Origin of the sequence: Flexivirga alba (assembly GCF_042661025.1) — a bacterium.
Lineage (GTDB): Bacteria > Actinomycetota > Actinomycetes > Actinomycetales > Dermatophilaceae > Flexivirga > Flexivirga alba.
In genome coordinates this window covers 1,910,094-1,928,772 of record NZ_JBHSWH010000001.1, presented here as the reverse complement: position 1 = coordinate 1,928,772, position 18,679 = coordinate 1,910,094, and the positions used below count along the sequence as shown (strand labels likewise).

General features: G+C 66.7%; 18 protein-coding genes and 1 pseudogene. 16 read left to right on the top strand and 3 right to left on the bottom strand.

Going from position 1 to position 18,679, the window contains the following annotated elements; translation table 11 throughout:
• Positions 1 to 5: 5 nt before the first annotated feature.
• Positions 6 to 2,282, bottom strand: coding sequence for an MMPL family transporter (locus ACFQDH_RS09590; RefSeq protein WP_382400716.1), 2,277 nt, complete (start codon positions 2,280 to 2,282; stop codon positions 6 to 8).
• 84 nt (positions 2,283 to 2,366) lie between these two features.
• On the opposite strand from ACFQDH_RS09590, the gene ACFQDH_RS09585 reads away from it, so the two are divergent.
• The 4 genes from ACFQDH_RS09585 (at position 2,367) to ACFQDH_RS09570 (ending at position 5,333) form a co-directional block, all read left to right on the top strand.
• Entirely contained in the window at positions 2,367 to 3,572 is a 1,206-nt protein-coding gene (locus ACFQDH_RS09585) for a sensor histidine kinase (RefSeq protein WP_382400714.1), read from the top strand.
• 13 nt (positions 3,573 to 3,585) lie between these two features.
• On the top strand, positions 3,586 to 4,248 hold the full coding sequence (locus tag ACFQDH_RS09580; RefSeq protein ID WP_382400712.1) for a response regulator transcription factor: 663 nt from the start codon (positions 3,586 to 3,588) through the stop codon (positions 4,246 to 4,248).
• A 64-nt stretch (positions 4,249 to 4,312) separates the two neighbouring features.
• Positions 4,313 to 4,648, top strand: coding sequence for a 4a-hydroxytetrahydrobiopterin dehydratase (locus tag ACFQDH_RS09575; RefSeq protein ID WP_382400710.1), 336 nt, complete (start codon positions 4,313 to 4,315; stop codon positions 4,646 to 4,648).
• Positions 4,617 to 5,333, top strand: coding sequence for a VIT1/CCC1 transporter family protein (locus ACFQDH_RS09570; protein ID WP_382400708.1), 717 nt, complete (start codon positions 4,617 to 4,619; stop codon positions 5,331 to 5,333). Before ACFQDH_RS09575 ends, ACFQDH_RS09570 begins: the two co-directional genes overlap by 32 nt.
• On the opposite strand, the gene ACFQDH_RS09565 is transcribed toward ACFQDH_RS09570, so the two are convergent.
• A complete protein-coding gene (locus ACFQDH_RS09565; protein ID WP_382400706.1) occupies positions 5,330 to 6,355 on the bottom strand; it encodes an Lrp/AsnC family transcriptional regulator in 1,026 nt (341 codons plus the stop codon). The genes ACFQDH_RS09570 and ACFQDH_RS09565 overlap by 4 nt on opposite strands.
• Before the next feature lie 136 nt (positions 6,356 to 6,491).
• Between ACFQDH_RS09565 and ACFQDH_RS09560 the strand changes: the two genes are divergently transcribed.
• The 12 genes and pseudogenes from ACFQDH_RS09560 (at position 6,492) to ACFQDH_RS09505 (ending at position 17,722) form a co-directional block, all read left to right on the top strand.
• The gene (locus ACFQDH_RS09560; protein WP_382400704.1) at positions 6,492 to 8,033 is read left to right on the top strand and encodes an MFS transporter; all 1,542 of its coding nucleotides are present in this window, start codon (positions 6,492 to 6,494) and stop codon (positions 8,031 to 8,033) included.
• A gap of 4 nt (positions 8,034 to 8,037) precedes the next feature.
• The gene (locus tag ACFQDH_RS09555; protein ID WP_382400702.1) at positions 8,038 to 8,526 is read left to right on the top strand and encodes a glutathione peroxidase; all 489 of its coding nucleotides are present in this window, start codon (positions 8,038 to 8,040) and stop codon (positions 8,524 to 8,526) included.
• Between the two features lie 77 nt (positions 8,527 to 8,603).
• The gene (locus ACFQDH_RS09550; protein ID WP_382400700.1) at positions 8,604 to 10,160 is read left to right on the top strand and encodes a molybdopterin-dependent oxidoreductase; all 1,557 of its coding nucleotides are present in this window, start codon (positions 8,604 to 8,606) and stop codon (positions 10,158 to 10,160) included.
• 88 nt (positions 10,161 to 10,248) lie between these two features.
• The gene (locus ACFQDH_RS09545; protein ID WP_382400698.1) at positions 10,249 to 10,920 is read left to right on the top strand and encodes a fasciclin domain-containing protein; all 672 of its coding nucleotides are present in this window, start codon (positions 10,249 to 10,251) and stop codon (positions 10,918 to 10,920) included.
• 59 nt (positions 10,921 to 10,979) lie between these two features.
• Positions 10,980 to 11,549: an ECF RNA polymerase sigma factor SigK gene (gene sigK / locus ACFQDH_RS09540; protein ID WP_382404838.1), complete on the top strand. Its 570-nt coding sequence runs from the start codon at positions 10,980 to 10,982 to the stop codon at positions 11,547 to 11,549.
• The gene (locus ACFQDH_RS09535; RefSeq protein WP_382400696.1) at positions 11,546 to 12,259 is read left to right on the top strand and encodes an anti-sigma factor; all 714 of its coding nucleotides are present in this window, start codon (positions 11,546 to 11,548) and stop codon (positions 12,257 to 12,259) included. The genes sigK and ACFQDH_RS09535 overlap by 4 nt, the downstream gene beginning before the upstream one ends.
• A gap of 73 nt (positions 12,260 to 12,332) precedes the next feature.
• Complete coding sequence (locus tag ACFQDH_RS09530; RefSeq protein ID WP_382400694.1) at positions 12,333 to 13,595, top strand: NAD(P)/FAD-dependent oxidoreductase; 1,263 nt, start codon at positions 12,333 to 12,335, stop codon at positions 13,593 to 13,595.
• Positions 13,592 to 14,023: pseudogene (locus ACFQDH_RS09525) on the top strand (DUF1365 family protein); the annotation flags it as partial. The gene ACFQDH_RS09530 and the pseudogene ACFQDH_RS09525, both read left to right, overlap by 4 nt.
• 116 nt (positions 14,024 to 14,139) lie before the next feature.
• Positions 14,140 to 14,316, top strand: coding sequence for a DUF1365 family protein (locus ACFQDH_RS09520; RefSeq protein ID WP_382400692.1), 177 nt, complete (start codon positions 14,140 to 14,142; stop codon positions 14,314 to 14,316).
• 208 nt (positions 14,317 to 14,524) lie between these two features.
• Entirely contained in the window at positions 14,525 to 15,631 is a 1,107-nt protein-coding gene (locus tag ACFQDH_RS09515) for a class I SAM-dependent methyltransferase (protein ID WP_382400690.1), read from the top strand.
• Positions 15,628 to 16,950: a class I SAM-dependent methyltransferase gene (locus tag ACFQDH_RS09510; protein ID WP_382400688.1), complete on the top strand. Its 1,323-nt coding sequence runs from the start codon at positions 15,628 to 15,630 to the stop codon at positions 16,948 to 16,950. Before ACFQDH_RS09515 ends, ACFQDH_RS09510 begins: the two co-directional genes overlap by 4 nt.
• A complete protein-coding gene (locus ACFQDH_RS09505) occupies positions 16,943 to 17,722 on the top strand; it encodes a DUF1295 domain-containing protein (protein WP_382400686.1) in 780 nt (259 codons plus the stop codon). Before ACFQDH_RS09510 ends, ACFQDH_RS09505 begins: the two co-directional genes overlap by 8 nt.
• Positions 17,723 to 17,732: 10 nt before the next feature.
• On the opposite strand, the gene ACFQDH_RS09500 is transcribed toward ACFQDH_RS09505, so the two are convergent.
• Entirely contained in the window at positions 17,733 to 18,611 is an 879-nt protein-coding gene (locus ACFQDH_RS09500) for an oxidoreductase (protein ID WP_382400684.1), read from the bottom strand.
• Positions 18,612 to 18,679 lie beyond the last annotated feature (68 nt).

The following is an 18,679-nucleotide window of genomic DNA, read 5'->3' as shown; positions in this document are numbered from 1 at the left end:
GCGGGTCAGCCCATCCCGACCGGCTCACGGACGCTGTATGGCGCAGGGTCGACCGGCCGAGCGGCCGTTCCCTTGCCGCCACGTGACGGCCACCAGGCCCACCGGCCCAGCAGCGCCAGCGCAGACGGCAACAGCACCAGTCGAACAACGGTGGCATCCAACAGGATTGCGATGGACAGACCGACGCCGATCTCCTTCATCTCGACCATCGACAGCGTGGCGAAGAGGGCGAAGACCGAGATCATCACCACCGCGGCGCTGGTGACCACACCTGCGGTCTCCTGCACGCCCTCGCGCACCGCCAGCTTCGGCGGCAGTCCCGCATCGACCTTCTCCTTGATCCGGCTGAGGACGAAGACGTGGTAGTCCATCGACAACCCGACCAAGACCGCGAAGAGGAAGATCGGGATCCACGAGATCAGTCCCCCGGTGGAGTGGAAGTTCAGGATCGACTCGGCCCAGCTGTGCTGGAAAACCGCTGTCAGCACTCCGAATGCAGCCCCGACCGACAGGAGGTTGAGCGCCATCGTCAGCAGCGCGACCACGATGCTGCGGAACGTCACCACCATCATCACCAGGGTCAGGCCGAGCACGACGATGAGCACCTTGGGAAGGCCCGCCGACTGGTGTTCCATCTGGTCGTAACTTTCGGCGACACCGCCGCCGACCGCCCATTTCGCGTCGGATGAAGACAGCGCTTGCGGGATCACCGTGGCGCGCAGGTCACGCACCGCGTCACCTGCGGCGAAAGATCCCTCGCCAGCCTTGCTGCCCAGTGTGAGCACCGCAGTCTGACCGTCGGAGGAAACTCGCACCGGATCGGCCACGGCCTTCCACTCGCCGGTTGAAATCGCATTGTTCGCAACGATCTTCGCGTCGTGCTTCAGCTCGGTGGTGTTGTTGCCCTGCAGGACGACGGCGGCGGTCGGACCGTCACCGGGGAACGCCGCACCGATCTGCTGCAACGCCCTCACCGCGGGAATGTCACGCGGCAGCGAGTCCAGACTGCTGGTCTGCTGCTTCATTCCGAGCGCCGGTATGGCGATCGCACCGAGGATCACGAGGCCGGTGATCAGCGACGCCACCGGGCGACGCAGCACCGGCCCGAGCACCCGCTTGCTGACCGTTCCGGGCTGCATCCGGGAAGACACCCTCCACAGCAGCGGAATGCGCGGACGGTCCACCTTCGGACCGAGCAAGGAGAGCAATGCGGGGAGCACGGTCAGCGAGCCGAACACCGCGAACGCGACCACAACGAGCGATCCGGTCGCGATGGACGCGAAGGTCACATCGCCCACGGCATACAGACCGCCCATGCTGACGATCACGGCGATGCCCGACACGACGATCGAGTGCCCGGACGTCTCGGCGGCGATCTCGACGGCGTCGGCGGCGCTCGCCCCTCGTTGCCGTTCCTGGCGCTCACGCTTGAGGTAGAACAGCGAGTAGTCGACACCGACCGCCATACCGATCAACAGGATGACGCTGGTGACCGAGTCCTCCATCGGCAGCAGGAGCGACACCGGCCCCATCAGGCCCATGGTCGCGAAAACACTTGCAATTGCGAGCAATACCGGTATGCCGGCCGCGATGAGCGCGGCGAAGACGAGCAGCATCAGCACGATCGTGATCGGCAGGCTCTTGGACTCTGCAGACCCGAGGTCGTTGCCGACGCGGGTGTTGATCGCATCGTTCATCGAGGTGTCGCCGGTCTGCACGATCTGCAGCCCCGGCGCCCTCGGCTGGGCATCGTTCACCGCACGGGTGATGCCACTGATGTCCGGATCCTTGTCATCCGCAACGGTTTTCATCGTGATCGGGACGACCATCAGCTTCTTGTCCGGCGACACCTCCGGCGTTCCGACCTGCTTGACGTGGCTGTCGGCGCGAACCGTCGCAGCGATCCGGTTCGCGGTGCTGCGAGCGTCGGTCCCGACCGCGCCGCCCGATGTACGGGACAGCACGACAAATTCCGAGTCCGGCGCGTCGAGCCCGGCCTGCTGGATCTGCGCGGCGGCAGTCCCGGACTGACCGACGCGGTAGTCGGCCTTGGTGGTGGTGTGCATGGAAACCGCGGCGCCGCATGCGACGGCCGCGATCACCAGAAGCATCCAGGTGCCGACGGCGCGCCATGGGCGGCGCACGCTCCAGCGAGCAATTCTGAGTGTGAACCCGGCCTTCTTCACGGCAGTGTTCCCCTTCTTGGTGAGCAACCGGCCGGGCGAATCCCGACCGTGGTCAACACTTGTCGGCTCACCAAGGAAAGTCAGTGACGGCAGCACCACAGTTGGGGTAGGGCTAACCCCACCATCGAAAGTGGGACTGGGACGCCTGTGCGCGGCGCCGTGACAGGTCAGGATGGAGGCGTGCAATCAACCGCCGGCCGCCCGCAGCTCATGCTGGCGCACTTCGTCGCCATACTCCTGGCCGTCCCGACCCTCGTGATGTTCGTGCTGACGTTGGTCGGCACCGTCACCGCGCCACTGGGGATAGGCATCCTGCTGGTGACCCTTGCGGTGCCCACGACACAGCTCCTCGCGACGGGCCAACGAGGCCTTGCCCGTGTCGTGCTGCGCGAGCCGATCGAGCAGCAGTACCGCGACACGAAGGGACTCGGTCTCATCACCCGTGTTCAGCGGTGGGCCGGCGACCCGGCCAGGTGGCGGGACGTGCTCTGGCAGCTTGCCTCGGTCACCATCGGCTTCACGCTGTCGGTGCTGACCATCGCACTCTTCGCCTACCCGATCTGGTCGATCGTGTGGTTCGGGCTCTGGAAGGGTCTGCCGGACATCTTCGACACTCCGTATGGCGATGCCCTGCGCGTCACGACCACCTCTGGTGCTATTGCGGTTTCGGCGGGTGGGTTCGTCCTCGGCGTGCTGATCTGGTGGGTGACGGTCAAGCCGATCGCTCGCTGGCGGTTCGGCCTGGACGCGTATCTGCTCGGGTTGTCCCGACGAGAGGTGCTCGCACGCCGTGTGCAGGAGGTCACCACCTCCCGAGCGCAGGGTGCGGACGCGGCAGCGGCTGAGTTGCGCCGCGTCGAGCGTGACTTGCACGACGGGGCTCAGGCACGGCTGGTCGCGCTCGGGATGAATCTCGGGCTCGCCGCCGAGCTCATCGAGAAGGATCCCGACGCCGCGCGCCAGCTGCTGTTAGAGGCGCGGGACAACTCCGGAGTCGCGTTGCAGGACATCCGGTCCGTGGTGCGTGGCATCCACCCGCCGGTGCTGGCCGATCGTGGGCTGGCCGACGCCATACGCGCCGTTGCGGTTGACCTGCCTATCGACTTCGACCTCGATCTGCGGCCGCCGCAGCTGCCTCCCCGCTGGAATCGGCCGTCTATTTCGGTGTCGCCGAATGCCTGGCCAACATGGGCAAGCACTCGCGGGCGTCGGCCGGCTGGGTGCGTATGGCGCCGCACGACGGGCTGCTGCACGTCGAGATCGGTGACAACGGTGTCGGCGGCGCGGACCGGCGCGGCAGCGGCATACAGGGGGTTGCGGGACGGCTCGCGGTCTTCGACGGCACGATGGAGGTGTCGAGCCCTCCCGGTGGGCCGACCATCGTGACCATGGAGGTGCCGTGCGCGCAGTGATCGGTGAGGACCACGCGCTACTGCGTGACGGTCTGGAGCGCATCCTGCACGCCCACGACATCGAGGTCGTGGCCACAGCGGACAACGCGCCGAGCCTGGTCAAGGCGCTGCGGGAGCACTCGCCCGACATCGCGATAGTCGACGTGCGTATGCCGCCGACGCTCACCGACGAAGGGCTGCGGGTCGCGATCGAGGCGCGCCAGGAGCAACCCGGCCTGCCCGTCCTCGTGCTGTCGCAGTATGTCGAAAACCTTTACGCCCGAGAGCTTCTCGAGGATGGCGAGGGTGGCGTCGGCTATCTGCTGAAGGATCGCGTGTCCGACGTGGGCGCTTTCATCGAGGCGGTGCATCAGGTCGCCGGTGGCGGGACGGTGCTCGACCCCACCGTCGTACGCCAGCTGATCGCCCGACGCCCCCAGGGCAGCAAGATGGACCGGCTCACCGACCGGGAGCGAGAGGTCCTCGGTGAGATGGCGCAGGGGCGTTCCAACGTCGCGATCGCCAGTGCTCTCTTCGTCACCGAGAAGGCGATCAGCAAACACACCAACGCGATCTTCAGCAAGCTCGACCTGCCGGTCTCCAGCGACGACAACCGTCGTGTCCTCGCAGTCCTCGCCTACCTCAACGGCCAGCACCCCCGTCGCGAGTGACCTGGCCGGTAATCGCAGCCTTTCCTGCGTGGACAGGAGCGGCTGAGCGAGGCAGAGTCAAGGTATGAGCAGACTGTTGACCGACGAAGAGATAACGCGACAGCTGGCCGCGCTCGACGGCTGGTCGCGTGACGGTGACACGCTCCGGTCCGCGTACACAGCAACATCGTTCGCTCGCGCGATCGAGTTCGTGCACCTGGTCGCGGCGGATGCGGACCACATGAACCATCACCCGGACATCGAGATCTCCTACACCGCTGTTCGCTGGGCGCTGTCCACACACAGCGAGGGGGCATCACGCAGCTCGATATCGAGTTGGCGCACCGGATCAGCGAAGTCGCGCAGCAGACCGGGGCGAAGGTGTCCGGGTGACGTCCTCCGTCGAGCCGCACGAAGGTGAGCTGCAGGACGAAGGGCTCAGCAGCCGTCTCAACTGGCTGCGCGCAGGAGTCCTCGGCGCCAACGACGGCATCGTCAGCGTCGCGGGCATCGTCGCCGGCGTCGCGGGTGCCACGACCAGTCGTAACAACATTGCCATTGCCGGCATCGCAGGTCTTGTTGCCGGCGCATTGTCAATGGCGGCAGGCGAATACGTCTCCGTGAGCACCCAGCGCGACAGTGAGCGTGCCATGCTTCGCAAGGAGCGGCAGGAGCTGCACGAGCTGCCCGAGGAGGAGCTCGAGGAGCTGACGCAGATCTACCAGTCGAAGGGCCTGCGGCGTGAACTCGCGGCGGAGGTCGCCGAGGAGCTCACTGCTCACGACGCGCTGGCAGCGCACGCGGAGGCGGAGCTGGGCATCGACCCCAACGACCTGACCAACCCATGGCACGCCGCGGGCGCATCGTTCCTCGCCTTCACAGTCGGCGCGCTGATCCCGTTGATCGCCATACTTCTGCCGGGCCCCACCTGGCGGGTGCCAGCCTGTTTCGTGGCGGTCGCGATCGCGCTGGTTGTCACCGGCGCCGTGAGCGCCCGGCTGGGCGAGGCACCGACGCGACCGGCCGTCATACGCAATGTGCTCGGCGGCATGCTCGCGATGGCCATCACGTATGGCGTGGGCACTCTGGTCGGCACCGCGATCTAGCCGCGAGCGTGATCGCGTTCGACAACTGCCCCGGCTCGCTTGAGGATTCGGGTGACCTGCCAGACCTGCACGTGGGACACGCCGTCCTGCCGGCCGATGTCGTCGGACACGAATCGGTAGAGCTCCTCGGCGTTTGCGAAGGCAACGGTCGCGGTGAGGCTGGTGGCACCGGTCGTGGCGCCGCAGAAACGAACCGCAGGGTGCGATCCCATCGCCTCTCCGACCGCCTGCAAATGGGCCGGCGCAACGGCGAGCGCAATGCGGGCAGACAAGGACACTCCGAAGGCCCTTTCATCGATATCGACGTCGAAGTAGAGCACGCCAGCTTCACGTAATTCGGTGACCCGTCTACGGATTCGGGCCTCGGTCCAGTCTCCTCCCACGGCGGTGCGCAGCTCGGCGTACGTCGCCCGCCCGTCAGCCGTGAGGACCCGCAGCAGTGACTCGTCCGGCGGGGTCAACTCCACGGCACGTTCGGTGCCCACAGCTGTCGTTCCTGTTCCCTGCCTGAGGCGAGCTTCCTCGTCCGCCGCCAGGAAGTTCTCACCGATCCGCCAGTCGCGTGTCGTCGAACCGCGGAAGACGTGCAGCACACCGGACGCCTCGATCCCGGTGATCGGCACCGTGCGCGGCAATTGCCGCAGGAGCAACTGATCCTGATCGTCCAGGGTCCGTGGTCGCAGCACGCAATCGACCTCGGTTCCCCCGCCCATCAGGGCGACCCATTGCGTGTCATCGCGGCCGGCGAGCGCTCTACCCACGCTCTCGGCGGCATCCGGACGGCAGAAGAGCCGCAGCATCCAGTTCTGTAGGCCGAACGGGGTCGGGTCGGCGAAGCCGATCACCCGGACGGCGCCCGCTGCTCGCAACTTGCGATAGCGCCGCGCCACCGTCTGCTCCGACACCCCGAGCACCGACCCGACGACGGCGAAGGACGCACGGGGCGCTACCTGCAGACAGTGAGTGATCTTGATGTCCAAGGCGTCACCAACGACGGATTCCGACGCCCTCGCAGAATTCATGTCGGAAATCTACGCCACCGCCGCCCTGGCTGGTTGCGCCCTCAGATTTGCCGGAGTCTTGTTCTCGAAGGCCAGTGTCGATCTCCGGGCCACTCGAACGTCATCTCAGCACAACCACCGACAGGACTGAACGCTCATGCGCAAATGGCTACCACTCGTCACGATCTGCATCGGCACGCTGATGCTGCTCGTGGACGTGACCATCGTCAACGTCGCCCTGCCCGACATGGCCGTCAATCTGCACACGAGCTTCAGCTCACTGCAGTGGGTGGTCGACATCTACGCGCTGGTCCTCGCGGCTTTCCTGCTCGGCATCGGCTCGCTGGCCGACCGGCTGGGTCACCGCTCGACGTATGCCGTGGGCCTGGCACTCTTCGCAATAGCCTCTGCGGTCTGCGGATTCGCGGGCGACGACACGGTCCTGGTCGCCGCTCGTGGCGTGCAGGGCCTCGGTGGCGCGGCGATGTTCGCGACCACCTTCGCCCTGCTGAACAGCAGCTACACCGGCAAGGACCGGGGCACGGCATACGGGTTCTGGGGCGCGGTGTCGGGAGCCGCCGCCGCGATCGGACCGATCGCCGGCGGTCTTCTCACCGAGCACCTCTCCTGGCGCTGGATCTTCTTCGTCAACCTCCCGTTCGCCGTCGCCGCGATCGTGCTCTGCTTCGTCGTGCTCGGACGCGACAAGCGGCACCCTGCCCCGCTGGACCCGGCCGGCATCGTCACCTTCACCGTCTTCGCCGCCGCCCTCACCTACGGCCTGATCCGCGCGAACGAAGACGGCTGGGGCGACCGTGGCGTCCTGGTGGCCTTCGTCTGCTCGCTGGTGATGCTCGCCGCGTTCTTGACGGTCGAGTCGCGGATCAAGCACCCGATGCTCGACCTGAGCCTGCTGCGAAACCGCGTCTTCGCCGGCTGCTTGATCGCCGGATTCGTCCTGTCGGCAGCAGCTTTCGCCTACCTGACCTACGCCTCCATCTGGATGCAGTCGGTCCGTGGCATGTCGCCGGTTGAGGCCGGCCTCGCCACCTTGCCACTGGCCGTGGCGGCATTCGTCACCAGCGCGACGGCCGGGCGGGCCATGCACGGTGACCGCAGTTGGATCGCCATCGGCCTGGGCATCGTCCTCACGGGTGTCGGCGGACTGCTGGTCGCCCTGCAACTGCACGACGCGAGCGCGGACTGGACCGCCCTCGTGCCTGGCCTGACGGTCACCGGTGTCGGCGTCGGCCTCGCAGCACCCACCCTCAGCTCGACAGCAATGTCCGTTGTCCCTCTGCAGCGCGGGGGTATGGCGGCCGGCGCGGTCAACACCGCACGACAGCTCGGTTTCGCACTCGGGATCGCAGCACTGGGAACACTTTTCGCCGCACGCATCACCTCGGTGCTGACCGCGCACTCAGTGCCGAACGCTTCTGCGGCCAGCGACGCCGTCGCCGGCGGGCAGTCCCGTGCACTTCTCGCCCAGGTCCCGGCGAGCGCGCGTGCGACGACCGAACAACTCGTCCACCTGTCGTCGGTCGAAGGGCTGCGCCTCACCACATTGATCGCCGGACTGCTGGGAATCGTCGGCGGCATCGTGGCCGGGGCTCTCATCCGTCCGTCAAGGCGGACAGGTGAGGAGGTCGAGCCGGCCGACGGTCAGCACGTAGACGCCGAGCCGGTCGGCATACATTGAGCCCATGAAAATCCTCGACGCGAACATCAGCCGTCTCGACGGCACCGCCGGCACTCTCGCCGACCTCACCCAGGGTCGCCCTGCACTGCTGGTCAACGTGGCCAGCAAGTGCGGGCTGACCCCGCAGTACACCGGCCTCGAAGCGCTTCAGAAGGACTACCAGGCAAAGGGATTCACCGTCATCGGCTTCCCCTGCAATCAGTTCGCCGGCCAGGAGCCGGGGACCGCTGAGGAGATCCAGGAGTTCTGCAGCGCGACCTACGGCGTGACGTTCCCGATGACCGAGAAGATCGACGTCAACGGCGACAACCGCCACCCGATCTACCAGTCGCTCACACAGGCCGTGGACCAGGACGGCAAGGATGGCGACATCCAGTGGAACTTCGAGAAGTTCGTGATCGACGCCGACGGTTCGGTCGTGCGGCGTTTCAGCCCGCAGGTCACCCCGGACGACCCGCGCGTTCTCACGGCCATCGAGTCCTCGCTCGGATGACGCCACGACAGGTCTGAGTTGCTCGACCTGTGGCGTGGGTGACCCATCCGGAACGCCGAGCGTGCCGAACCACCCACATGACGGATGCGCTGTTTGCACGGGTCCGGGCCGCGCTGTCCGGATTGATCTCGGTCGCAGTCGGCCTGGCCGCGGGTCAGCTGGTTGCAGCGTTACGTGACCCGGCCACTTCGCCGGTGCTTGCAGTCGGCTCCGCGGTCATCGACCGCACACCGACGCCGTTGAAGGACTGGGCGATCAGTCATTTCGGAACCCACGACAAGCTCATCCTGCTGTCCACGGTCGTTGTGGGGGTCTTCATCCTCGCGATCGTGTCCGGGCTGATTGCCCGCCGAAACGTCATCATCGGTGCCGTCATACAGGTCGCCATGCTCGCGGTCGCCGGGTACGCGGTGCTGGACCGGCCGTTCGCCAGGTGGGTCGATCTCGTGCCGACCGTTGTGGCCGGGATTGTCTCCCTGCTGGTCCTCTTCGTGCTGCTCTGGCTCGACCATCAACCTGACCTGCGTCGGCTCGTCGACCGAAAACCGTTGCAGGGCAACGCTATCGGCGCTAGCCGACGTTACTTCGTCGTCGCGTCCGGGGCGGGCGCAGCCACCGCAGTCGTGAGCTTCGTCGGCGCCAAGCAGCTGACGAACTCCCGCTCGAGCGTCAACGTGCACATCCCGCAAGCCTCCGAACGCGCCCCGTCGCTGCCCCGCGGCCTGGACGCTTCGGTGCCCGGCGTGACCCCGCTGCGGACTCCGAATACGAAGTTCTACCGCGTCGACACCGAGCTGACCGTGCCCACACTGGATGCGTCCCGATGGTCCCTGCAGATCGACGGTGACGTCGAAAACCCTTATGAAATCAGTTATGCGGAGCTGCTACGTCGGCCGCTCGTCGAACGCAACATAACCATCACCTGCGTGAGTAACGAGGTCGGAGGGAGCTATGCCGGCGGTGCCACCTGGCGCGGCGTCCTCACTCGAGACCTGCTGAAGGAAGCCCGGGTCAAGAACCCGGATCGACCCGACCTGCAGGTGATGAGCACCTCGTTCAACGGGTTCACCATCAGCACTCCGCTGGGTGCCCTCACCGATGGCCGCGGCGCCATGCTCGCAGTGGCGATGAACGGCGAGCCGCTCCCGCGCAGCCACGGATTCCCAGCGCGCCTGGTCACTCCCGGTCTCTACGGGATGCTCGGCTGCACGAAATGGGTCACCCGACTGACGGTGACGACCTACGCCGACAAGAAGGCGTATTGGACCGAGCGCGGCTGGACCACCGACGGAGAGATCAAACCCACCGCCCGCATCGATGTCCCCAAGTCGTTCGCTTCCGTGAAGTCGGGACGAGTCATGGTCGGCGGCACCGCGTGGGCACAGCGTCGCGGTGTGGTGCGGGTTCAGGTCAGCATCGACGACGGCCACTGGCAGGACGCCACCATGGGCCCGGACGTCAATATCGACTACTGGCGCCAGTGGTACTTCGCGTGGAACACCTCGAAGAAGGGCACCCACAGTGTCCGGGCGAGGGTCGTCTACGGCCACGACCAATTGCAGACCGAGAAGCGAGCCGGTGTGTTTCCCAACGGTTCCAGCGGCATCGAAGAACGCAGTTTCGTCGTCCACTGAAAATCACCTCCCCGGGACCCATCCAGCCGACCTTCCGCGCCGAATCACCAATGTTCCCAGCCACAAACCACAATCTGCAGGAGTTCTCATGAAAACCCGTCTCACCCTCACCCTGGCCAGCGCGGCCGTGTTGGCCGCCTCGTTGTCCGCATGCGGGTCCTCCGGCTCCAGCGGCAGCAGCGCCTCCGGCGCAGGTGCGATGACGAGTTCATCCGCGATGGCGTCCAGCTCGATGTCCTCCGGTTCGATGTCCTCCGACGCGATGAACAGCGGTGGCGCTGCCAACGCGAGCAAGCCGTTCGGGCCGGCGTGCTCGAGCGTGCCCAAGGACGGCAAGGGCTCGTTCAGTGGCATGGCCCAAGACCCGGTCGCGACCGCGGCGTCCAACAACCCGGCGCTGTCGACGCTCGTGACTGCGGTCAAGAAGGCCGGTCTGGTCGACACACTCAACAGCGCTTCGGCCCTGACCGTCTTCGCACCGGCCAACTCAGCCTTCGCCAAACTGCCCAAGGCACAACTGAACGCGGTGCTCGCCGACAAGGCGAAGCTGTCCACACTGCTCACCGGCCACGTCGTCAAGGGACGGCTGAGTCCGAAGCAGCTGGCCGGCGACCACACGTCGCTCGCCGGCACCACGATCAAGGTGTCCGGTTCCGGCGAGAAGTTCACGGTCGACGGCAGCTCCAACGTCGTGTGCGGCAACGTGCAGACGTCCAACGCGACGGTGTACATCGTCGACACCGTCTTGATGGGCAAGTAAGACCGATCGTGCGGACCTGAGCCATGTCGATGCTCGTTGCGGAGGATCTCCAGGTAAGAATGGGGGTCGTGGCCGTCCGAAATGTTCCTGCGCTGGCCGACCTGCTGCGGCAGGTCGGCCAGGGCGACGACGCGGCTTTCGCAACGCTGTATGACGCGACGGCTGCTCGGGTGCACGGGCTCGTCTGCCGAGTTCTGGTCGATCGCGCCATGAGCGAGGAGGTCACCCAGGAGGTGTTCCTCGAGGTATGGCGCTCCAGTCCGCGGTTCGATCCGAGCCGCGGTTCTGCGTTGTCCTGGCTCTTCACGATCGCGCACCGCAAAGCGGTCGATCGGGTGCGGTCGACCGAATCCGCCCGCCACCGCGACACGGCATACGTCGTCACCCAGAACGAGCCGGAATACGATTCGACAGCCGAGCTGGTCGACGGGTCACTGCGAGCCGACTTGGTCCGCGCTGCGATCGGACAGCTGTCACCGGTACAACGGGAGGCTGTCGAACTGGCCTATTTCGAAGGGATTTCGCAGGCTGAGGTAGCTCAGCGGTTGAACATTCCTCTCGGCACAGCCAAGTCGCGCATCCGCGACGGGCTACTCAAGTTACGAGCGACATTGGGAGGTGAGTCATGACCGACGATCACATCGACACGATCGATTACGCCATGGACTCGCTCGACGACGTGAGCCGCCGACGCGCCGATCAACACCTCGCGCACTGCGCTCAGTGTCGTGCGGAAGTCGCTGACTGGCGCGAGGCGACAGCCGGGCTCGGCGCATCCGTCGTCCCTGTCAGCCCACCGCCCGCGCTCCGTGAGGCGGTGCTGGCAAGCGCCGCTCGCGTTCCGCAGGACGACATCGGCTCAGCGTCCGACGACCAGGCGATGTCATCCTCACCGAGCCGTCGTCGGACCGGTCGCTGGCTGCTCGCTGCCGCCGCTGCGGTGGTGGTGCTGGTCGGTGGAGGCATCACGGTCGCGACGAAACCTTGGAGCAACAACCCGACCACGGTCTCTGCCGTCGAGCAGGTCGAGCGGGCGCCGGACGCCCAAAACGCCACTGCACCAGCACCCGAGGGATCGCTGGTCATGACCACCTCGGTGAAACTGGGCAGGGCCGTCGCCACCCTCCGCGGCGTACCGGCACCCGCGGCCGGCAAGGTCTACCAGGCCTGGATCATCACCCCGAAGGGCCCGGTCAGCGCCGGACTCCTCCAACCGGGCAAGCCCACCCTCCTCGTCGGCACCATCACCGGAGCGAAGGCAGCGGCCGTCACGGTCGAACCGACCGGTGGGTCCAAGCAGCCCACGACCAAACCCATCGCCTCCGTCTCGATGACCTGACCGACCGACCCATCCGTTCGACGCGCAGCGCCGAACCACCACCGCAAGAACAAACCCGTCGAAAGGGAACGCGGTGGTCGAACACTTCGCCGTCGTCGGCAGTGGAGTCGCCGGACTGATGGCCGGGCATGTGCTGGCGAGGTCCGGCACGGTGACCCTCTTCGAGGCCGACACCAGGCCCGGTGGGCACGCGCACACCCACGACGTCACGCTGCCCGACGGCAGCACGACGAACGTGGACAGCGGGTTCATCGTCCACAACGACCGCACCTACCCCACACTGTGCCGGTTGTTCGACGAACTCGACGTCCCGACCAGGCCGACCGACATGAGCATGTCGGTCTACTCCGAACGCACTCGTTGGCAGTATGCCGGCGGCAAGAGCATCGGAGGCGTCCTCGCGGATCCGCGCACCGTCGCGCGACCCGCGTTCTTGCGCATGCTCTGGGAGGTACGCCGATTCCACTCCGCGGCAAGGGATTTCCTCGACGGCACGGATGACACCGCGTTGACCACCATCGGTGCCTGGCTGACGGATCGCGACTTCTCCGAGGCGTTCCTCGAGCATTTCGCAAGGCCGCTCGTCGCCGCCGTCTGGTCCTGCTCACCGACCGATGCCATGTCCTACCCGGCACGCAGCCTGCTCACCTTCCTGGACCACCACGGCATGTTGTCGGTCGCCGGGTCACCGTCGTGGCGCACGGTGGTCGGCGGATCCCGCACGTATGTCGACAGACTTCTCGCGAACCCGCGGATCGAGCTGCGATGCGACACTCCGGTTCGCGCCGTTGTCGCACGACAGAACGCCGTGACGGTACAGACCGACCATGACGAGCACGACTTCGCGGGGGTCGTGATCGCTGCCCATCCGCGCGCAGCGCTGGACATGCTGAAGTCACCCACATCTGCCCAGGCGGATGTGCTCGGCGCGATGCACTACTCCCCCAATCCTGCCCAACTGCACACAGATTCGTCGTTGCTTCCGCCGTCGCCCCGCGCACGCGCTTCATGGAACTACCGGTTGCCGATCGACCCGCACGAAGGAGTCCTGGTCTCCTACGACATGACGCGCTTGATGCGACTACCGGTGACGGACGGCCGACGTTTCGTCGTCACCCTCGGTGGTGCTGACCGGGTCGATCCCGACTCGGTCATCGCGGACATGACCTACGAACACCCGCTCTACACCGAGGAGTTCCTGCGTGCCCAGGCACGCCTACCGGAGATCAATGAGAGTCGCATCGTCTTCGCCGGTGCCTACCACGGGTGGGGATTCCACGAGGACGGCGCGCTCTCGGGCAGGCGTGCTGCTGAAGCTCTCGGAGGCCGCTGGTGACTCCCACGGCATACCTGGCGACCGTCCGGCACGTGCGGACGACTCCGCTGCGGCACGACTTCACCTACCGCACCAGCACGTGGGTCGTCCCACTCGACGGCACCGACCCGAATCGCGAGCTCCCCTGGTGGCAGCGGGTATTCATCCGCTTTCGTGCCTCGGACCACCTCGGCGACTCCAGCAGCTGGCGCGACAACATCGTCGAGTTCGCCGCAACACACGACCTCGACGCATCGTCCTGGCGCATCGTCGCATTGAGCGGAGCAGCGACGGCCGGCTACGCGTTCGACCCGCTCACCGTCTACTGGTGCACCGAGACCACCGGAGAGGTCGCCGCTGTCATCGCCGAGGTCCGCAACACGTATGGCGAGCGGCATGCCTACCTCGTTCGTCCGGACGACCGCGCGGTCGCGCGGACCGCAAAACGGCTCTATGTCTCGCCGTTCAACGATGTGAGCGGCAGCTACACCATGTCCGTCCCCCTCCCGACGCGTCCGGTTTCGACATTCGAGTCACCCTGCGCCGACCGGGTGAGCGGCCCTTCGTGGCCACCTGGCAAGGCGTTCGACCACGCACCTACGGCGAGCGACTTCGGCTCGCCCTGCACATGCCGTTCGCCGCACAGATCGTCACAGCCCGGATCCGCCTCCAAGGCATCCGGCTGTGGGCCCGCCGACTGCCGATACAACCCCGACCCGACCAGCCCGAGGAGCTGACATGACACTCTTCCGCACAGCGCCCCAAGCCGCCACGTCTCGGATGCGACGGCGCAATTCCTGGACGACGCGGCGCGACGCTCCTCCCCATCGATCGACCCGACGCGTTGGCCGGACGTCGCGCGGACGCCGCGCGGTTGGCGGGCCGTCGGCTCGGGCGCGATCGCCGCGCGCGTCTTCCGGTATGCCGTCTCCCGCCTGCAGATTCGAGTCGTGCTCCCCGACGGGCAGGTGCTCGGCGGCGACCAACGCACCTCCGCGCCGACGATGACCATCCACGACCCGACAACGATGATGCGTCGCATCGGCACCGCGGGAATGATCGGCTTCGGTGAGTCCTACCTCGCAGGAGAGTGGGACAGTGACGAACTGGCCCTGTTGATCGAGCAGTTCGCGCGTGGTGTCGAGATACTGGTGCCGCGGCCGCTGCACGCACTCCGAGCCCTCGTGCTGCAACGGCAGCCGTCCGCCGACCGGCCAGATCGCGCACACTCACGCAGCAACGTCGAGCGACACTACGACCTCTCCAATGATCTGTTCGCGTCCTTCCTCGACGAGACCATGTCCTACTCGAGCGCGTTGTACGGTCCCGGCGATGACCTCCTCGCCGCGCAGCGCCGCAAGATGGATCGTCTGCTCGACGAGGCAGGTGTCACCGGCAACACCGAGCTCCTCGAAATCGGTTCTGGCTGGGGCGGATCGGCTCTTCGTGCGGCCCGCCGTGGAGCGGTGGTGCGCAGCATCACGCTCTCCGAGCAGCAACAGGAGTGGGCCAACACGATGCTCGCAGCGGAGGGGGTCTCCACGGCGGCGCACGTCGATCTGCTCGACTACCGGGATGCGGAAGGACGGTATGACGCGGTCGTCTCGGTCGAGATGATCGAGGCGGTCGGGCTCGACTTCCTGGACACCTACTTCGCGAAGATCGCGAGCGCCCTCCGTCCCGGCGGACGCGCTGCCATCCAGGCCATCGTGATCCCACACCACCGTGCGCTGACGACCCAACACACCTACACCTGGATCCACAAGTACATCTTCCCGGGCGGGGCGCTCCCGTCCGTGCGGCTCATCACCGAGTCGGCCGCGAAGGCGGGGCTTCGTGTCACGGGCGATCTCGCCCTCGGAGACTCCTACGTTCGCACGCTCGACACCTGGGCGAACTCCTTCGCCGAAAAGGCCTCGCACGTGGACGATCTCGGCTTCGATGAGACGTTCCGTCGGATGTGGGACTTCTACCTGCGGTACTCCGAGGGCGGCTTCCGCGCCGGCTACCTCGACGTCCACCAAATCACTCTCGTAAGGGATAAGGAGACGGCATGAAGTCGGTGCAAGTGACGGGCATCGCCGAGAACATTCAGGAGGCCCTCCGGCCGGTCCTGCGCGGTCCGCTTCCGGTGCGACTTCACGCCTGGGACGGCAGCGTCGCCGGCGACCCACACGGACCGCAGGTCCGGCTGCACGGACCGGAGGCGCTCCGCCGATTGCTCTGGCACCCGGGCGAACTCGGCGCCGCGCAGGCGTATGTCGCCGGTGATCTCGAACTCACTGCACCCATCGCGGACGTCCTGCAGCACGTTCGTAGTGTCGGTGCGCAGCGTGGGCTGGCCGAGCGCAGACCGGGCGTCCGTGACATGGCGACGGCGTTGCGCGGAGTCCTCACGGTCGACGGCATCCTCGGACGCCGACCCACGGACCCGGCTGGGCAGATCAAGGTCGCCGGCAAACTGCATTCCCGCTCGCGCGACCGCGACGTCATACACGGTCATTACGACGTTGACAGTGACTTCTACGAGTTGATCCTCGACGAGCAGATGGCCTACTCGTGCGCCTACGTCACGAGTGGGGACCTCGCCAGCACAGAGACCGCCGGCTACACGCTCGATGATGCCCAGCGCGACAAGCTCGACCTGGTATGCCGGAAGATCGGCCTGGACCAGCGGTCCGGGATGCGGCTGCTCGACGTCGGTTGCGGCTGGGGGTCGCTCAGCCTCCATGCGGCCGAGCGCTACGGCGCCACGGTCACCGGAGTCACCATTTCGACGGAACAGAAAGCGTTCATCGACAAGCGAATTCACGCTCGCGGCCTGCAGGATCGGGTCAGCATCGAGCTGCGGGACTATCGCGACGTGACCGGCCGGTATGACGCAGTCGCCTCGTTGGAGATGGGCGAGCACGCCGGCGACAAGGGCTATCCCGACTATGCCCGCGTGCTGCACGACGCGGCCACCGACGACGCGCGCATCCTGATTCAGCAGATGAGCCGTCGCGGTCGCCACCCCGGCGGCGGACCGTTCATCGAGGCGTTCATCGCTCCCGACATGACGATGCGCCCGGTCGGCGACACGGTCGAGTTACTCGAGCAGGCGGACCTGGAGGTGCGCGATGTCCACGGCCTCCGGGAACACTATGTGTGGACGGTGCGCGCCTGGCAACGACGCTTCGACCAGCACCGTCACGAGATAGAGCGACTCGTGCCGCCGGAGACCTTGCGGGTCTGGGAGCTCTATCTGGCCGGAGGCCGGCTCGCCTTCGAAGAGGGCCGAATGGGCGTCGATCAGATCGTCGCGGTCCGACGCCGGCAGGGACCCAGCACGCTGCCCCCGGTGCGTCCGGCCACGTGGAGCGACCCACGTGGGTGACTTCGCCTGGATCTCCCTCGCGAGCGCGGTGCTGTTGGTGTTCATCCAATGCGCCGCCGCGCGATGGTCGTGGCAGGCGAGCCGTTGGGCGGTTGCGGACGTCGTCTGGGGGCCGGGCCTTGCGGCCGTGGCGCTGCTCGGGCTGCTGACGGGTCATGGCGGGATCGCCCGCCGGCTCGTGTTGGCCCTGATCATCTGCGCCTGGGGCGCCCGACTCGGCTTCCACGTATGGCGCAGGCTGCGCGGCCACGACGAAGACGACCCACGCTATGTGCGGATGGCTGACGGCCGGTCCACCGCGAGGATGATGCTGAGTGTCTTCGGCATACAGGGAGTGACGCAGTGGATCGTGTCACTGCCGCTCCAGGTGGTGGCCGTGAGCACGGATCCGCACGGATTCGCCTGGCCCATCACAGTTCTCGGCGCCCTACTCGCCGCTGGCGGGCTGGTGGTCGAGGCATTGGCCGACCGCCAGCTCGAGCAGTACAAGCAGCTCGACCCGCGTCCGCGGATCATGGATCGCGGCTTGTGGGGCTGGTCTCGTCACCCGAACTATTTCGGCGACGCGTGCGTCTGGATCGGGGTCTACGTGATCGCATGCTCCACCTGGCCAGGGCCGCTGACCTTTGCCTCGCCCGTGCTCATGACCGGGCTGCTGGTCTGGGGCAGTGGAGCCCGGCTGACCGAGCGAGCGATGGACGGCAGACCGGGAGTTGCTGAATACCGGGCACGGACAAGCATGTTCGTGCCCTGGCCGCCGCGCACGCGATAACCGCGCGGTCTCACTCTGAGGCGAGTGGGCCCTCCAGCTCGGCGCTCTCGCTGTCCGACAACACCACGCGGCCGGCCGCGACGTTCTCCTCCAGGTGCGCCACGGAGGACGTGCCGGGGATGAGCAGAACGGTGTCGGACTGTCGCAGCAGCCAGGCGAGGCCGATCTGGGACGGAGTCGCACCGAGCTGTTCGGCCAGCGAGCGAACTCGCTGGTCCTCGGTCACCTTCGGCATACCCGGGAATGCCGAGCCCAGCGGGAAGAACGGCACATAGGCGACGCCACGCTCGGCGCACAATCGCAACGTGGCCTCATCGTCGCGCTGCAGCAGGTTGTAGGCGTTCTGCACGCACACCGCTCCGGCGTCGATCGCCGTCCGAGCCTGCGCCTGCGCCACATTGCTCACTCCGAATGCCTCGAGCAGACCGTCCGAGACGAGTTCCTGCATCGCGGCAAGCTGCTCCTCCAGCGGGTGGTGGTTCTCCTCCCCGATCTCCTCCTTGGGCATCACTCGAAGGTTGACCACCGGCAGCCGGTCCACGCCGAGCTGATCGAGGTTGGTCTGCACGTCCTGCTTCAACTGCTCCGGCCGCTGCGCAGGAAGCCACCCGCCGGCGTCGTCGCGGCGGGCGCCGACCTTCGACACCAGCACGAGGTCGTCGCCGTAGGGATGCAGCGCCTCACGGATGAGCGCGTTCGACACGTCCGGCCCGTAGAACGCAGCGGTATCAATGTGATTCACGCCCAACTCGATCGCACGTCGCAGGACGGCGATCGCCTCGTTGTGGTCTCGCGGCGGGCCCATGACGCCCGGTCCGGGGAGCTGCATCGCACCGAATCCGACGCGCTTCACATCGTGCCCGGCCAAGGAGAAGGTTTCGTTCGTCATACCCCCACCTCAGCACATCTTCCGGTCGCACGGCGTCGTGGACCGCGGCCGCTGTCCGGCCAGCGCAG

Coding starts and splice junctions, on each gene's coding strand:
- ACFQDH_RS09575 (WP_382400710.1), top strand. CDS start 4,313: ATGAGCAGACTGTTGACCGACGAAGAGATAACGCGACAGCTGGCCGCG.
- ACFQDH_RS09565 (WP_382400706.1), bottom strand. CDS start 6,355: ATGAATTCTGCGAGGGCGTCGGAATCCGTCGTTGGTGACGCCTTGGAC.
- ACFQDH_RS09560 (WP_382400704.1), top strand. CDS start 6,492: ATGCGCAAATGGCTACCACTCGTCACGATCTGCATCGGCACGCTGATG.
- ACFQDH_RS09555 (WP_382400702.1), top strand. CDS start 8,038: ATGAAAATCCTCGACGCGAACATCAGCCGTCTCGACGGCACCGCCGGC.
- ACFQDH_RS09550 (WP_382400700.1), top strand. CDS start 8,604: ATGACGGATGCGCTGTTTGCACGGGTCCGGGCCGCGCTGTCCGGATTG.
- ACFQDH_RS09545 (WP_382400698.1), top strand. CDS start 10,249: ATGAAAACCCGTCTCACCCTCACCCTGGCCAGCGCGGCCGTGTTGGCC.
- sigK (WP_382404838.1), top strand. CDS start 10,980: ATGGGGGTCGTGGCCGTCCGAAATGTTCCTGCGCTGGCCGACCTGCTG.
- ACFQDH_RS09535 (WP_382400696.1), top strand. CDS start 11,546: ATGACCGACGATCACATCGACACGATCGATTACGCCATGGACTCGCTC.
- ACFQDH_RS09510 (WP_382400688.1), top strand. CDS start 15,628: ATGAAGTCGGTGCAAGTGACGGGCATCGCCGAGAACATTCAGGAGGCC.
- ACFQDH_RS09500 (WP_382400684.1), bottom strand. CDS start 18,611: ATGACGAACGAAACCTTCTCCTTGGCCGGGCACGATGTGAAGCGCGTC.